The sequence below is a fragment of the Flavobacterium sp. UW10123 genome (genome assembly GCF_040538975.1).
Taxonomy (GTDB): domain Bacteria; phylum Bacteroidota; class Bacteroidia; order Flavobacteriales; family Flavobacteriaceae; genus Flavobacterium.
This window is the reverse complement of record NZ_JBEWQE010000012.1, coordinates 171,518-185,265: the sequence shown is the minus strand read 5'-3', so window position 1 is coordinate 185,265 and position 13,748 is coordinate 171,518. Positions and strand designations below refer to the sequence as shown.

Sequence of the window (13,748 nt, the reverse complement as noted above, 5' to 3'; positions counted from 1 at the left end):
TCAACAATTAATTCGTGAATTCGTGGCTAATTATTTTGATTTTTTTCTAATTATTTATCGAAACACTCAATAATTTGGTAAGCTACACGTAGTGCGTCTGTAGCTTGCTCAAGTGTAACAATTGGAGTTGTATTATTGTTTATGGCATCTGCAAACGAATTTAACTCGTCTAAGATTGCATTGTTTTGTTCTACATCTGGATTAGTGAAATAAATTTGTTTTTTCACACCTTCAGCATTCTGTAAAATCATATCAAAATCTCCAGGAACTTCTGGTGCATCTTTCATACGAACTACTTCACATTTTTTCTCTAAAAAGTCAACAGAAATGTAAGCATCTTTTTGAAAGAAACGAGATTTACGCATGTTTTTCAAGGAAATTCTGCTTGCCGTTAAATTAGCAACACAGCCATTTTCGAATTCGATTCTGGCGTTGGCAATGTCAGGAGTTTCGCTAATAACTGAAACACCACTTGCGTTTATGCTTTTTACTTTAGATTTTACAACGCTTAAAATAGCATCAATATCATGAATCATTAAATCTAAAACCACAGGAACGTCCGTGCCACGTGGATTAAACTCAGCTAAACGATGCGTTTCTATAAACATCGGATTTTCGATCATGTTTTTTGTAGCAATAAAAGCGGGATTAAAACGCTCTACATGACCAACTTGCCCTTTTACATTGTATTCATTAGCCAAAGCGATAATTTCTTCGGCTTCTTCTACAGTGTTTGCAATTGGTTTTTCAATAAAGATGTGTTTTCCTGATTTGATTGCCACTTTAGCACATTTATAGTGCGAAAGGGTTGGAGTTACAATATCAATCACATCAACAGCGTGAATGAGTTTTGCAATTGTACTGAAGTTTTTGTAGCCAAACTCTTTTGAGATTTTTTCGGCATTTTCTTGATTTTCGTCGTAAAATCCAACTAATTCGTATTTGTCAGATTGTTGTAATAAGCGTAAATGTATTTTACCAAGATGACCAGCACCTAAAACTCCTACTTTTAACATGAGAATGTATTTTAAACAAAAATATAATTTATTTGTTGAACGTGAAAATGAATTTAGCGAATTATTGGTTGTTGGTTGTTAGTTATTGGTTGTTGGTCGTTTGAAGTTTGCAGTTGATTGCTCCTTTTAATTTTATAGTTTGTCACCCTGAGCGAAGTCGAAAGGCTATATTGGTCGAAGGGCTTCGACTCCACTTAGACTCACAGATTGTGACCTTTTGACTTTCGACTTTTGACTTTACACTTTATTATTTAAAAATCAATATTTGAAATCCTGTTTTGTTTCTTATTTTTGCGAAAATAAAACCTACCTATTTTGAAAGATACTGCCAAACATCAAGGACTTCGTAATCAATTAGTAACTACTTTAGAGCAAAAAGGAATTACGGATAAAGCGGTGCTGGATGCGATAAAAAAAATCCCGAGACACCTTTTTTTGAATTCAAGTTTTGAAGATTATGCTTATCAAGATAAGGCTTTTCCTATTGGAGCCGGGCAGACTATCTCGCAGCCATACACAGTTGCTTTTCAATCACAGTTGTTAGAAGTAAAAAGAGATCACAAAGTTTTAGAAATTGGAACTGGTTCTGGTTACCAGACTGCTGTTTTGTTTATGCTTGGAGCTAAAGTGTATACCGTTGAAAGACAAAGTGAATTATTTAAAACAACATCCAATTTATTTCCGAAATTAAATATACGTCCAAAACACGTTACTTTTGGAGATGGTTATAAAGGATTACCAAATTTTGCACCGTTTGACAGTATTATTGTTACTGCAGGTGCGCCGTTTATTCCACAGCCTTTAATGGCTCAATTGAAAATAGGGGGAAGGCTTGTTATTCCGTTGGGAGAAGATGTTCAGATTATGACTTTATTGATTAGAAAGAATGAAACGCAATTTGAAAAACATGAGTTTGGGGAATTTAGATTTGTTCCTTTATTAGAAGATAAAAATTAATGAGAAAGCCCATTTAAATGGGCTTTTTTATTTGACTAGTTCTAATGCATGAATTAGATTTTCTTTTTCTTTTTGGAGAATAAAATTAATAAAGAGAGATTTGTCGTTTTTATTCTGGCTTAAATCAAAAATAGATAAGTATTCTTTTAAATCTCCTTTTATTGTAGCAAATACAAAATCGTGTTTTAGCAATATCCAATTCATTAAAAGATTTGCCATTTGAATGTTCCTGTTTTCAAAAGGGGTGATAGAAATAATCTTAAAATGCGCTTCTATTGCTAATAATAAAGGATGTGAGTTCGTTTTATTTGTTTCAAGCCAATTAAACAATAAGTTCATCTCTTTTATAATAATAGGATCTTTTTTGTAATTTCCTGAATTATCAATTTCGATTCCTTTTGAAATTAGGCTATGAATTGAAAGAAACTCCTTTTCAGAGACGGGTGATTTTTTCTGGTTTAAATCTTTGATGTAAGAAATAGCGTTGTTGATATTTATTGCTTCGAGATGTTCTTGCAGACTTTTACTAGAAATTTTTGCTCCTTCATTAATAACTTCTTTAGTTTCTTTGAATGTTAGAGTGTTTCCATTTAGATGATTGATTTCGGAAATGAATTCTAATTCTAGAATTTTCGATATTCTATGTAAATCAAACTCTTGTAGAGATAAAATTTCTTTTCTTAATAAATCTATTTCGTCTAAATAAGATTTTAAAGAGAAAAAAATCTCAGAATTTAATTTCTTGGTATTGTTTTGAATTTCTTGTTCAGCCAAGATTAAAGCTTTCAGAGCAAATTCTTCATTGCCAATCTCATAAAGAATCTTTTCTTTCAGCCAAGTAATCATTAAAGTTTCATAATCAATTTCTAAAAGTTGAGATAGCTTAATAACTTGATCTTTGGTTGGTTTTCGTGTTCCTGATTCAAATTTACTGATCAATGCTTGATCAATATCTGCAAGTTTCGCTAATTCACGAGTTTTTAAACCTTTTTGCTCTCTAGCATTTTTAAGAAGTGATTTCATTTTAATGAAAAATTTTGTCTTGACAAATGAAGTCAATTTTTTAGATAAAAGAAAAGCGATGTTTAAATATCGCTTTTCTAAAAAAATATTATTTTGGAGGCAGAGAGCCATCTTTTCTCATTTCTTTGACTACAGCTTGCATGATTGCATCGACTGTTTGCCCTAAGTCTGTAACATATTGCGATTCTGTTGTTCCTGTCCAGATTAATTTATTTTGTTTTAATGAAAAAACATTGGTTTCTACCATATAAGAAGTGGTTTCCTGATAGTAGCCTGGATCGTAGAAATTTGGAGAATACATTCCGTACCAGTTTCCAAAACCATATCCGTACATTCCTGTATACATTCCGTCAAAACCACCATAATACATTCCGGTGTAAGTGCCAGGAACATAGTTGACTTCTTTTTCTTTACTAACTAAGCGCATACTAATTACGCCATCAAAATTTTCATCTTGTAGAATCTTAAGTTTTTGTTCTTGAGATAATTGTGTCGTTGCGTTTAAGTATTGATATGAAGTTTTAAATATCGGATTGCCTGCTGCAATTCTATTTTCAGTGATTCGTCTCGAAGCTTCATCTTTGACCAAAGCTACAACCAAAACTTTCTTAAATTGTTCCTGCGTGATTGTTACATCAGGATCTCTCCAGCTGTTTACAATAGAAGTATTACTGCCACAACTTGAAAACGCTGCAATAGCGAAAAACAAAACGAAGTACTTTTTCATATTTTACAGTTATATTATTTTGTAATAAAAATAACAATAAAATGTTATAAATGCATTATTTAGAGAGAATTAAATTTGCTTTTAATTGTAAGCTTTTTTAATACGATCTAAATCACGTTTGGTATCTTGTTCTTTTAGTGATTCACGCTTGTCGTAATTCTTTTTTCCTTTGCAAAGCCCAATCTGTAATTTGGCTAAACCTTTTTCATTTGTGAACAGTTTTAAAGGAATAATTGTCAAACCTTTTGCTTGAACGCTTTTATGAAGTGTTTTTAGTTCCTTTTTATTTAAAAGTAATTTTCGCTCACTTCTTGATTTATGATTGAATTGATTACCAAAAGAATACTCTTCAATGTAAGTATTAATGGCAAAAAGTTCCATGCCGCTAAATTCACAGAAGCTCTCGGTAATATTTGCTTTTCCTAAGCGGATAGATTTAATTTCTGTTCCTGCCAAAACAATTCCAGCAGTATATGTATCGATTATTTCGTAATCGAATCGGGCCCTCTTGTTAAGTATATTGACTGATTTTATCATAGCTGCAAATGTAAGACAAAATTAAAAAAGTGTGGCAGTTAAAGATAATTAAAGTTTTCTTTTAATCTATGATTTAAATCAGTCTCGAACAAAAAGCTTACGCATAAGTTTGTCCTGTAATTAAAAAAAAACGAAATAAAATGAAAAAGATTGTAACATTAGTGAGTATGGTATTAATCGGTTTAACAGCTAAAGCTCAAGATTCGTCTCAAGGATTGAAAGGAGCTTGGTTTGCAACTTCTCAATTTGGCTATCAGCAGACAAAAAATGAGGGCAATAAAAACACAAATTTATCTGTAATTCCAATTGTAGGCACATTTGTTACCCCATCCGTTGCTGTTGGAGCGGGTGTAGGATATATTAATATCAAAGCTCAAACAGATGCAGGAACAGCTGCTAAAACAGATTTAATTGTTGTTCAGCCTTTAATTAGAAAATATTGGAACGTAGCAGGATCGTTATATTTCTTCGGGCAAGCTGCAATACCAATTATTACAGGGAAAGAGAAAGAGAGTGAGTTGAAAGTTAATCAAGTGGGACTTTCAGTATCAGGAGGTTTGGATTATTTTGTTACTAAAAACTTCTCTGTAGAGTTTTCTTATGATCTGGCTAATTTTACTTCGACAACACTTAAGGCTAAAGATGGGGAAAAAACAACTGTTGCCAATTTTGGTTTAGCGCATGTTGCAAATGTTGATCCATTTTACAATACAGAATTAGCAGGAAGTAACCCAAACTTGACTTCTCCTGTTTCTGTTGGGTTTAAATTCATATTCTAATTTATTCTTTATTTGATTAATGTAAAATTCTATTTAGTAATTTTGCGAAAAAGAAGACCGTACTTTTTTGAAGTACGGTCTTTTTGATAGTATTTAAAAAGTATAAGATGCAAAATCAATCCAAAGATCCCTTACACGGAATTACACTTCAAAAAATTGTCGAAACCTTAGTCGATTATTATGGTTTTGATACTTTAGGAGAATTAATTCCTGTTAAATGCTTTACCTCAAATCCGAGTGTGAAATCAAGTCTTACTTTTTTAAGAAAAGCAGATTGGGCTCGTAAAAAAGTAGAAGAACTTTATATTAAAACACTTCCAAAATTAATCTGAGTTTTATAATTTATAAGAAATCATTACACCTCCACGGTACGGAAGCCATTCTCCACTTTTATTATAGTTAGGAGCTTTGTCGTATCTTCCAGGAGTTCCGTCGTTATAGTAACCATGATAAAAACCTTGGTGCCATCCGCCTCCAACAAAAAAATCAAGTAGAAATTTATCGTTTAGCTTTAAATTGTAGCCAACTGTAGCTCCAATTCTATAACCAAAACCATCTTCGTACTTATTAGTATCCCAATAATTCCATTTTTGTATTTCGTATTTATCGGCACCAATATGAGCTCCAGCATAAAAGCCATTGTACTTTTCTTTAAAATGATAACGAATCTCAGGAGTAACAGTGACAAATTTCATCGGGTTATTTCCGTTAAAAGATTCCCAGAAAGAAGCCATTACATCAGCACTAAAAGTGGTTTTTTCTCCAATACTGGTTTCTATTCCAATATTTGGGACTAATATTAGAGCAGTTGCTCCGTTAAATTTTACAAATGTCTGGCTTTGTAATTGGGTACAAAATAAAAGAACAAGTAGGGCGGATATTTTTTTCATAAATATTGTTTGGAATTCAAAAACAGCTGTGGTTTGCTAATTTTGAGCGCAAATATAAAGTATAATGCTTAAGGATTGTTATCTATAATATCATTTTAACAAGTATAAAGAGTTAATTTTCTAGTAATGAGTAAATTACCTTGTCGATAAATTTTCCTTCCCAAAACTCTACTTCTCTGAGATGTGCTTCTTTAACAAAACCACATTTCTGCAAGACCTTTTCAGAGGCATAATTTTCAGGATCAATTACGGCTTCAATTGAATGAAGTTTTAAATCTTCAAAACCATATTTAATCAGTCGGTTTACTGCTTCTGTGACAATTCCTTTTCCATGATGATCAGGTGAAAGAATGTAACCTATTTCAGCACGGTAATTATCGGGTTGCATTCTGTAATACCCGATAATTCCAATTAATTTAGAATCATTTTTAAATCGGACACTCCAATTTATTCCTTCATTAGTATCAATTTTTTCATCAATCATTCTAATGAGCTCCAAAGCATCCTCATGGTCTTTTGCCAGAGGTCTGGGAATATATTTCATGTTTTCCGGATTAGAACGCAATTCAAAGACTTCCTGTACATCTTTATCTGTCAGTCTGTCCAAAATTAAGCGTTCTGTTTCTATTATTGGAAATGGAGTGAAGTTAAAATCTAACATTTTGTTTTATTATAATATGGTAATACTAAATTTTGCACTGAAATTTTTGTTTTCATCCAAAATCAAAATTCCTTCTTTTTTATATAAGTTGCCTGTATTTTCGTCTGTGTCAGAATAGCCAAGCCAAGGTTCAATACAAATAAAAGGCGCATTTTCTTTTGTCCAGATTCCTAAACTTGGAAAATCATTGTAATCAACTTTTATATATGGTTTTGAATTATTAAGTATAGTTAAAGATTTTGATTCTAATGTTTTAAAGATTAAAGCATCATTTTTAAACAGTTCATAATTTAAAGGGACCAAATTATTTTTTGTTTCTAAAATTTTCGTTTTAGATGAAATCAAATCATTTTCAAGAAGATAATATTTTAAGTTTTCCTCTTTTTCAAATTGAAATGCATAATTTTCAAATTGCTCAGGAAGCGCAATGGCAGGATGCGCACCAATAGAAAAAGGCATTTTTTCGTTTCCGTTGTTAATTACTTTGTATTCAAGTTCCAATGAGCTTTCGTTAAGCGTATAAATAAGCTGTAGTTCAAACTCAAACGGATATTTCTGTAATGTTTCTTCAGAAGATTTAAGAGAGAAAATGGCTTTGTTTACCGTTTTTTCGATCAACTCAAAATCCATATCGCGAGCAAAACCATGACGAGGAAGATGGTATTCTTTTTCGTTAATTGTATAAGTGTTGTTTTTTAAAGTTCCTACAATAGGAAAAAGAACAGGCGAATGCTTACCCCAAAAAACTGGATTACCTTCCCAGATATATTCGTTGTTTTGATTGTCTTTTATAGAATATAATTCAGCTCCAGCATGTTTAATAGAAGCTTTTAATATAGAATTTGAAATAGTTGTAGTCACAATGTTGAATCTAAAATGAGTGTTCTTTTAATAGATGTAAATATATTTTATAAAATTTAGTTTTTTAAGAAAATGGCTTAAATTATTTTATTGGTAAAATTTTGCTAAAATTGAATTTATGTTTTGAATTATCTCTGTAAATAGCTTTTTTTTTCATTAATTTGCTACATAAACAGCTAAAAAATATGAAAAAGCAATCTGCAAAAGCCATTTTAACCGCGGCTTTATTTTTTGGGATTTCTTCAGTTTGGGCGCAGCAAACTCCGTCAGCACCAGCAGCAAATCCAGTAAACAATTACAATTATCATGATGCCTTTGGACCTCATTTTTACACCAAAAACGCTACATCGACGCGTACTGCGAGCGGTGAGCCAGGAGTAGAGTATTGGCAGAATAGAGCCGATTATCAGATTACGGCAAAATTAAACGGAACTACAAATGAGATTGTAGGGACAGATGAAATTACTTATACTAATAATAGCCCTAATAAATTATCATTTCTTTGGTTAAATTTAGATCAAAACTTATTCAAAGAAGATTCTAGAGGAAATGCTGTTGTGCCTTTAACAGGAAGCCGTAACGGAGCTCAAGGACAAGTTTTTGATGGCGGAAATAAAATTAAATCTGTTAAAGTAATTTCTGGAGGAAAAAACAAAACAGAAGTTGATGCTAAATATATAGTTACAGATACCAGAATGCAGATTTTTCTTCCTCAGGAATTGGCAGCAAAAGGAGGTTCTGTAAAGGTTAAAATTGAATTCTCTTTCATTGCACCTTTTGAAGGATCTGACAGAATGGGAGTTTTAGAAACTAAAAATGGAAAAATCTTTACAATTGCACAATGGTACCCACGTATGTGTGTGTATGATGATGTAAGAGGATGGAATACAGCTCCGTATTTAGGTGCGTCTGAGTTTTACTTAGAATACGGTGATTTTGATGTGAAATTAACTGTTCCAGGAAATCACTTTGTAGTTGCTTCTGGTGAATTATTAAATGGTCAAGAAGTGCTTTCTGCAGATCATTTCAAAAAATATAAAGACGCAACAAATAGTGATAAAACGGTAACAATTCGTTCTGAGCAAGAAGTAAATGCAGCTTCAAATGCAAATGCAGGAACAGAAAAAACATGGTATTATAAAATCAAAAATGCACGTGATTTCTCTTGGGCATCATCTCCAGCTTTCATTTTAGATGGAGCAAAAATTAACCTTCCAAGCGGTAAAAAATCATTAGCATTATCTGCTTATCCAGTTGAAAGTGCAGGACAAGGTGCTTATGGTCGTTCTACAGAATATGTAAAAGCTTCTATTGAGCATTATTCAAAACAATGGTTCGAATATCCTTATCCAGCAGCTACAAACGTTGCAGGGAATGAAGGAGGGATGGAATATCCTGGAATTGTTTTTTGTGGATGGAAATCTAAAGGACAAGATCTTTGGGGAGTTACAGATCACGAATTTGGTCATATCTGGTTCCCAATGATTGTAGGTTCAAATGAAAGACTATTTGCTTGGATGGATGAAGGATTTAATACTTTCATTAACTCATTAAGTACTGCTGCATTTAATAATGGAGAATATAAAGAAGAGCCAACAAATCTGCATGATATGGCAGAACCGTTTACTAGACCTGACTTAGAAACGATTATGAGTTCTCCTGACAACATGAAGGAAGCTAATATCGGTATGTTATGCTACTTTAAACCAAGTGCAGGTTTAGTAATTTTAAGAGAGCAAATTTTAGGCAAAGAACGTTTTGATACTGCTTTTAGAACTTATATTCAGCGTTGGGCTTACAAACATCCACAGCCAGATGATTTCTTTAGATCTATGGAAAATGTGGCAGGAGAAGACTTAAGCTGGTTCTGGAGAAGCTGGTATGTAAATAACTGGCGTTTCGATCAAGGTGTTAATTCTGTAAAATATGTGAAAAATGACCCAGCGAAAGGTGCTGTAATCACAGTTGAAAACTTTGATAAAATGCCAATGCCAATTGTTTTAGATGTAAAAACAAAAAGTGGAAAAGTGACAAGAGTAAATTTGCCAGTAGAAATATGGCAAAGAAATAATTCTTGGTCTTTCAAACACAATTCTACTGAAGAAATCGAAAGTATTACTTTAGATCCAGATCATGCTTTTCCAGACAATAATACGTCTAATAATGTTTGGACATCGGGAAAAGGTAAGATAGAAAAAGATCTTATTTTAGATCCATATATAGGAAGTTATATTACTTCAAAATCACCTTTAACAATTGAATTGACAGAGAAAAATAGTGTTTTAAATGCAGAACTTCCAAACTATCCTAAGTTTGCATTAGAGCCTCTTGTAAACGAAAAAGATACTTTCGAATCTGCTAGAGCTGGCTTAAAACTTAAATTTAATGAAGCAAAAACAGGTTTCGATTTGATACTTACAGGAAATGGGCAAGTGATTCCGTTTACAAAAAAATAGTATTTTAAAAATATAATGGATTAAAAACCCGATAATTACTTCTAATTATCGGGTTTTGTTTTTCTGTATATTCACAAAACGTAAAAAAAATGTTAGAATTTTAATTTTTTGCTTTGTGAATAAAAAAAAGATGTACTTTTGCACCGATGAATAAAATAAGTTTACATATAACTTCTTTGTCACGGACAAACTCACCGATTACTTCTCCCGAAGTACGGACACTAGCTCTATAGTGTTCACTGAGTTTTATAGCCGTATATTTATTCATACCCATTTTTCATTTTGAAATCACATAATTTGTCCATTGGACAAACATATCCTAAAAGTATTTATTATTTTGTAAATTTTCTTAATCAATGTTTTGATCTTAAGGATGTTACTTATTTTATGCTTAATTTTATTGGATTCAATTCTGGATTTCAAGCGAATCAATATGCTTTAATTTTTAACTCTAACTTCAATAATTGAAATGAAGATCTCTATTGTTGTTACCCAGGAAGAACACTTCAAATACGCGCAAGAAATCTGCGATACGATAGAATCATCTGCCTTATTAAGAGGCACGGGGATTGCTAAAAGAACTCCTGAGTACATTCAGAAAAAAATGGCAAACGGTGATGCAATGATTGCTTTGGCTGATGGAAAGTTTGCAGGTTTTTGTTATATAGAAAGCTGGCAGCATGGAAAGTTTGTTGCGCATTCTGGATTAATTGTACATCCAGATTATAGAAGTCATGGTTTGGCAAAAAAAATAAAATCAAAAGTTTTTGAATATTCTTTGAAGAGATTTCCAGACGCTAAAATATTTGGAATTACAACAGGTTTAGCGGTTATGAAAATTAACTCTGAATTAGGTTATAAACCTGTTCCTTTCTCGGAATTAACTACCGACCCAAGTTTTTGGGCAGGTTGTAAAACCTGTACTAACTTTCCGATTTTACAAAGCAAAGAAAACAAAATGTGTCTTTGTACAGGAATGTTATACGATCCAAAAGAAAAACAAAAAACACCGCCAAGACATCCTTTCAACGAGGCTGTTTTAAGCAGACTTAAAAAAATTAAACAGGCTTTATTCTTAAACAAAATATTGTCATTTGTTTTTTTATTCAAAATTTAAAAAAGAAAAATCTCAAACTGCTACATACGAAAGTATTAGCCAAAATTATAAAAAATGAAAAAAGTAGTATTAGCTTATAGCGGAGGATTAGATACCTCGTATTGTTTGAAATATTTAAAAAATGAAAAAGGATACGAAGTTCACACTGTTCTTGTTGACACAGGAGGATTTTCTGCTAAAGAATTAACGGCTATTGAAAAAAGAGCTTATGAATTAGGAAGTGCGCAACACGCAAACCTTACAATCTTAGACAAATATTACGATAAAGCTATAAAATATTTGATTTTCGGAAACGTATTAAAAAATAATACATATCCATTATCAGTAAGTGCAGAGCGTGTTTTTCAGGCAATTGAAGCTATAAAATATGCAAAAAAAGTAGGAGCAACTGCAATCGCTCACGGAAGTACTGGTGCAGGAAATGACCAAATTCGTTTTGATTTGATTTTCCAGACAATCGCTCCAGAAATCGAAATCATTACGCCAATTAGAGATTTAAAATTGTCAAGACAAGAAGAAGTAGATTATTTAGCTCAAAACGGAGTTCACTATTCTTGGGAAAAAGCACAATATTCTATCAATAAAGGACTTTGGGGAACAAGTGTTGGAGGAAAAGAAACTTTAACTTCAAGCCAGCCATTGCCAAGTGAAGCTTATCCTTCTCAATTACAAAAAGAAGGTGAAGAAAAAGTAACGCTTCATTTTGAACAAGGAGAATTAGTTGGTTTAAACGGAAAAACAGATAAACCTTCAAATAATATTGTCGCTCTTGAAAAACTAGCAAGTGCTTATGCAATTGGTAGAGATATTCATGTTGGTGATACGATTATAGGAATTAAAGGAAGAGTTGGTTTTGAAGCTGCTGCTCCGTTAATTATCATCAAAGCGCACCATTTATTAGAGAAACACACTCTTGGAAAATGGCAACAATATTGGAAAGAACAATTAGGAAACTGGTACGGAATGTTATTCCACGAAGGACAATTCTTGGATCCAGTTATGAGAAACATCGAAACTTTCTTGCAAGACACTCAAAAAACAGTAAATGGAACTGTTACAGTTTCATTAAAACCATATCATTTCTCATTGGACGGAATCGAATCTGAAAACGATTTGATGAACACAGGTTTTGGACAATACGGAGAAATGAACAATGCTTGGACATCTGACGATGCGAAAGGATTTATTAAGATTTTAGGAAATGCTCAAAACATATTTTCATCTGTAAACCATTTAGATTATGATTAATTGTAATAAATTATTTATAAATAAAACTAATTTGAGAACAAAGATATTTTTTTTACTCCCATTTCTCTTAATGTTTTTTGCATGCTCAAGTGATAATGATGCGAAGCAGGAAAAAGAAACTTTAAAGGTAATTACGTATGAAGTCTTACTATTTGAATATACACCTGATACTGGCAACAATACATCTAGGCTACGCTATGAGATAAAGTTTACTAATCCTAATAATGTTGCTGTAAAAGGAAATTATAAGATAACATATAACGCTGATGGACTTATTTTAACTCCTATCAGAAGAGTACCCAACGACGACCCTTATGAAAAAATTGGAGCAAATTCCTTTTATACCGCTAGTTATGATGTTGAAACTGCATTAAATCCAACATTAGGAACTATTAAATCAATAAAATTTTTATCTGCTGAATTCGTTCTTGCAGATTTATAAAAATCAAAGATTTTTTACAGAATCTTAAAAAAAATAAAATTATGATTAATGTCGGAATTATTGGTGGTTCGGGCTACACGGCTGGAGAACTCATCAGAATTTTAATGTATCATCCAAAAGTAAACATCGATTTTGTTTACAGTACTACAAATGCCGGAAAGTCGCTTTCTGTGGCGCACCAAGATTTGATGGGCGATATCGAAATGAATTTCACAGCTGAAATAAATCCAAATGTGAATGTTGTTTTCTTGTGCTTGGGTCACGGAAAATCGATTTCATTTTTGAAAGAAAATCAGTTTGCAAGTCATACTAAAATCATTGATTTAGGAAATGATTTCAGATTAAATAAAGACGCGCATTTCGAAGGAAAAGATTTCGTTTACGGATTGCCTGAAATCAATAAAGCCGAAATAAAAAAAGCAAATTATATTGCAAATCCAGGTTGTTTTGCAACTGCTATTCAGTTGGCTTTATTGCCTTTAGCAAAGCATAATTTGCTGAATAATGATGTACATATTAACGCTACAACAGGAAGCACAGGAGCAGGAGTAAGTCTTTCTGAAACTTCTCATTTCAGCTGGAGAAACAATAATATGTCGCATTACAAAGCTTTTGAGCACCAGCATTTAGGAGAAATTTCAGAAAGTCTGGTTCAATTGCAAGATGATTTTGACAGCGAATTGCTTTTTATTCCGAATAGAGGAGATTTTCCAAGAGGAATTTTTGCAACCTTATATACAGTTTGCGATGATAGTTTGGAACAATTAGTAGCGAAATACGAAGAATTCTATAAAAACGAACCTTTTGTAACTGTTGCCACAACCAACATCAACATGAAACAAGTGGTGCAAACGAATAAATGTATTATTAGTTTATTGAAAAAAGGAAACCGGGTTCTTATAACATCAATTATAGATAACTTAACCAAAGGTGCTTCAGGACAAGCGATTCAAAACATGAATTTAATGTTTGGTTTAGAAGAAACCACAGGTTTACATTTGAAACCAAGCGGATTTTAGAAAATTTGTTTCAGG

General features: G+C 32.3%; 16 protein-coding genes. 8 read left to right on the top strand and 8 right to left on the bottom strand.

The features are described 5' to 3' along the window. Nucleotides 1–50: 50 nt before the first annotated feature. Nucleotides 51–1,016 carry a Gfo/Idh/MocA family protein gene (locus tag ABXT06_RS15515; RefSeq protein ID WP_354591561.1) on the bottom strand — a complete coding sequence of 322 codons (966 nt, stop codon included), beginning with the start codon at nt 1,014–1,016 and terminating at the stop codon, nt 51–53. Nucleotides 1,017–1,331: 315 nt separating this feature from the next. Between ABXT06_RS15515 and ABXT06_RS15510 the strand changes: the two genes are divergently transcribed. After that, entirely contained in the window at nt 1,332–1,973 is a 642-nt protein-coding gene (locus tag ABXT06_RS15510) for a protein-L-isoaspartate(D-aspartate) O-methyltransferase (RefSeq protein ID WP_177209989.1), read from the top strand. Between the two features lie 27 nt (nt 1,974–2,000). Here the strand turns inward: ABXT06_RS15510 and ABXT06_RS15505 are convergent, their stop codons facing one another. From ABXT06_RS15505 to smpB, 3 genes are all read right to left on the bottom strand, one after another. Continuing rightward, nucleotides 2,001–2,996 carry a helix-turn-helix domain-containing protein gene (locus ABXT06_RS15505; protein ID WP_354591560.1) on the bottom strand — a complete coding sequence of 332 codons (996 nt, stop codon included), beginning with the start codon at nt 2,994–2,996 and terminating at the stop codon, nt 2,001–2,003. Nucleotides 2,997–3,084: 88 nt separating this feature from the next. Next, nucleotides 3,085–3,723, bottom strand: a complete 639-nt coding sequence (locus ABXT06_RS15500; RefSeq protein WP_202001522.1) for a hypothetical protein — start codon at nt 3,721–3,723, stop codon at nt 3,085–3,087. An 81-nt stretch (nt 3,724–3,804) separates the two neighbouring features. Further along, entirely contained in the window at nt 3,805–4,260 is a 456-nt protein-coding gene (gene smpB / locus ABXT06_RS15495) for an SsrA-binding protein SmpB (protein WP_095927676.1), read from the bottom strand. A 140-nt stretch (nt 4,261–4,400) separates the two neighbouring features. Here smpB and ABXT06_RS15490 point away from each other — a divergent pair, with 140 nt between their 5' ends. Together ABXT06_RS15490 and ABXT06_RS15485 are read left to right on the top strand one after the other, a co-directional pair. Further along, entirely contained in the window at nt 4,401–5,039 is a 639-nt protein-coding gene (locus ABXT06_RS15490) for a hypothetical protein (RefSeq protein WP_354591559.1), read from the top strand. A gap of 107 nt (nt 5,040–5,146) precedes the next feature. Beyond that, the gene (locus ABXT06_RS15485; RefSeq protein ID WP_354591558.1) at nt 5,147–5,371 is read left to right on the top strand and encodes a VF530 family protein; all 225 of its coding nucleotides are present in this window, start codon (nt 5,147–5,149) and stop codon (nt 5,369–5,371) included. Between the two features lie 3 nt (nt 5,372–5,374). Here the strand turns inward: ABXT06_RS15485 and ABXT06_RS15480 are convergent, their stop codons facing one another. From ABXT06_RS15480 to ABXT06_RS15470, 3 genes are all read right to left on the bottom strand, one after another. Next, a complete protein-coding gene (locus ABXT06_RS15480) occupies nt 5,375–5,929 on the bottom strand; it encodes a DUF3575 domain-containing protein (protein ID WP_354591557.1) in 555 nt (184 codons plus the stop codon). Between the two features lie 112 nt (nt 5,930–6,041). Further along, entirely contained in the window at nt 6,042–6,590 is a 549-nt protein-coding gene (locus ABXT06_RS15475) for a GNAT family N-acetyltransferase (protein ID WP_354591556.1), read from the bottom strand. A 9-nt stretch (nt 6,591–6,599) separates the two neighbouring features. Continuing rightward, a complete protein-coding gene (locus ABXT06_RS15470; RefSeq protein ID WP_354591555.1) occupies nt 6,600–7,451 on the bottom strand; it encodes an aldose 1-epimerase family protein in 852 nt (283 codons plus the stop codon). 185 nt (nt 7,452–7,636) lie between these two features. Between ABXT06_RS15470 and ABXT06_RS15465 the strand changes: the two genes are divergently transcribed. Next, nucleotides 7,637–9,907: a M1 family metallopeptidase gene (locus ABXT06_RS15465; RefSeq protein WP_354591554.1), complete on the top strand. Its 2,271-nt coding sequence runs from the start codon at nt 7,637–7,639 to the stop codon at nt 9,905–9,907. A 100-nt stretch (nt 9,908–10,007) separates the two neighbouring features. Here ABXT06_RS15465 and ABXT06_RS15460 read toward each other — a convergent pair whose 3' ends face one another. Beyond that, a complete protein-coding gene (locus tag ABXT06_RS15460) occupies nt 10,008–10,175 on the bottom strand; it encodes a hypothetical protein (RefSeq protein ID WP_354591553.1) in 168 nt (55 codons plus the stop codon). 201 nt (nt 10,176–10,376) lie between these two features. Here ABXT06_RS15460 and ABXT06_RS15455 point away from each other — a divergent pair, with 201 nt between their 5' ends. Genes ABXT06_RS15455 through argC form a run of 4 tightly spaced genes read left to right on the top strand, consistent with a single transcriptional unit; the run spans nt 10,377 to nt 13,733 of the window. Continuing rightward, nucleotides 10,377–11,024 carry a GNAT family N-acetyltransferase gene (locus tag ABXT06_RS15455; RefSeq protein WP_354591552.1) on the top strand — a complete coding sequence of 216 codons (648 nt, stop codon included), beginning with the start codon at nt 10,377–10,379 and terminating at the stop codon, nt 11,022–11,024. Between the two features lie 54 nt (nt 11,025–11,078). Next, a complete protein-coding gene (locus ABXT06_RS15450) occupies nt 11,079–12,272 on the top strand; it encodes an argininosuccinate synthase (protein ID WP_354591551.1) in 1,194 nt (397 codons plus the stop codon). 31 nt (nt 12,273–12,303) lie between these two features. Further along, nucleotides 12,304–12,714 carry a hypothetical protein gene (locus ABXT06_RS15445; protein WP_354591550.1) on the top strand — a complete coding sequence of 137 codons (411 nt, stop codon included), beginning with the start codon at nt 12,304–12,306 and terminating at the stop codon, nt 12,712–12,714. Between the two features lie 41 nt (nt 12,715–12,755). Beyond that, the gene (argC, locus tag ABXT06_RS15440) at nt 12,756–13,733 is read left to right on the top strand and encodes an N-acetyl-gamma-glutamyl-phosphate reductase (protein WP_354591549.1); all 978 of its coding nucleotides are present in this window, start codon (nt 12,756–12,758) and stop codon (nt 13,731–13,733) included. Nucleotides 13,734–13,748: the final 15 nt, after the last annotated feature.

Bases quoted from the DNA above. Each gene is read 5' to 3' on its own strand.
- ABXT06_RS15515 (WP_354591561.1), bottom strand. From the start codon at position 1,016: ATGTTAAAAGTAGGAGTTTTAGGTGCTGGTCATCTTGGTAAAATACAT.
- ABXT06_RS15505 (WP_354591560.1), bottom strand. From the start codon at position 2,996: ATGAAATCACTTCTTAAAAATGCTAGAGAGCAAAAAGGTTTAAAAACT.
- ABXT06_RS15500 (WP_202001522.1), bottom strand. From the start codon at position 3,723: ATGAAAAAGTACTTCGTTTTGTTTTTCGCTATTGCAGCGTTTTCAAGT.
- smpB (WP_095927676.1), bottom strand. From the start codon at position 4,260: ATGATAAAATCAGTCAATATACTTAACAAGAGGGCCCGATTCGATTAC.
- ABXT06_RS15490 (WP_354591559.1), top strand. From the start codon at position 4,401: ATGAAAAAGATTGTAACATTAGTGAGTATGGTATTAATCGGTTTAACA.
- ABXT06_RS15485 (WP_354591558.1), top strand. From the start codon at position 5,147: ATGCAAAATCAATCCAAAGATCCCTTACACGGAATTACACTTCAAAAA.
- ABXT06_RS15480 (WP_354591557.1), bottom strand. From the start codon at position 5,929: ATGAAAAAAATATCCGCCCTACTTGTTCTTTTATTTTGTACCCAATTA.
- ABXT06_RS15475 (WP_354591556.1), bottom strand. From the start codon at position 6,590: ATGTTAGATTTTAACTTCACTCCATTTCCAATAATAGAAACAGAACGC.
- ABXT06_RS15465 (WP_354591554.1), top strand. From the start codon at position 7,637: ATGAAAAAGCAATCTGCAAAAGCCATTTTAACCGCGGCTTTATTTTTT.
- ABXT06_RS15460 (WP_354591553.1), bottom strand. From the start codon at position 10,175: ATGAATAAATATACGGCTATAAAACTCAGTGAACACTATAGAGCTAGT.
- ABXT06_RS15455 (WP_354591552.1), top strand. From the start codon at position 10,377: ATGAAGATCTCTATTGTTGTTACCCAGGAAGAACACTTCAAATACGCG.
- ABXT06_RS15450 (WP_354591551.1), top strand. From the start codon at position 11,079: ATGAAAAAAGTAGTATTAGCTTATAGCGGAGGATTAGATACCTCGTAT.
- argC (WP_354591549.1), top strand. From the start codon at position 12,756: ATGATTAATGTCGGAATTATTGGTGGTTCGGGCTACACGGCTGGAGAA.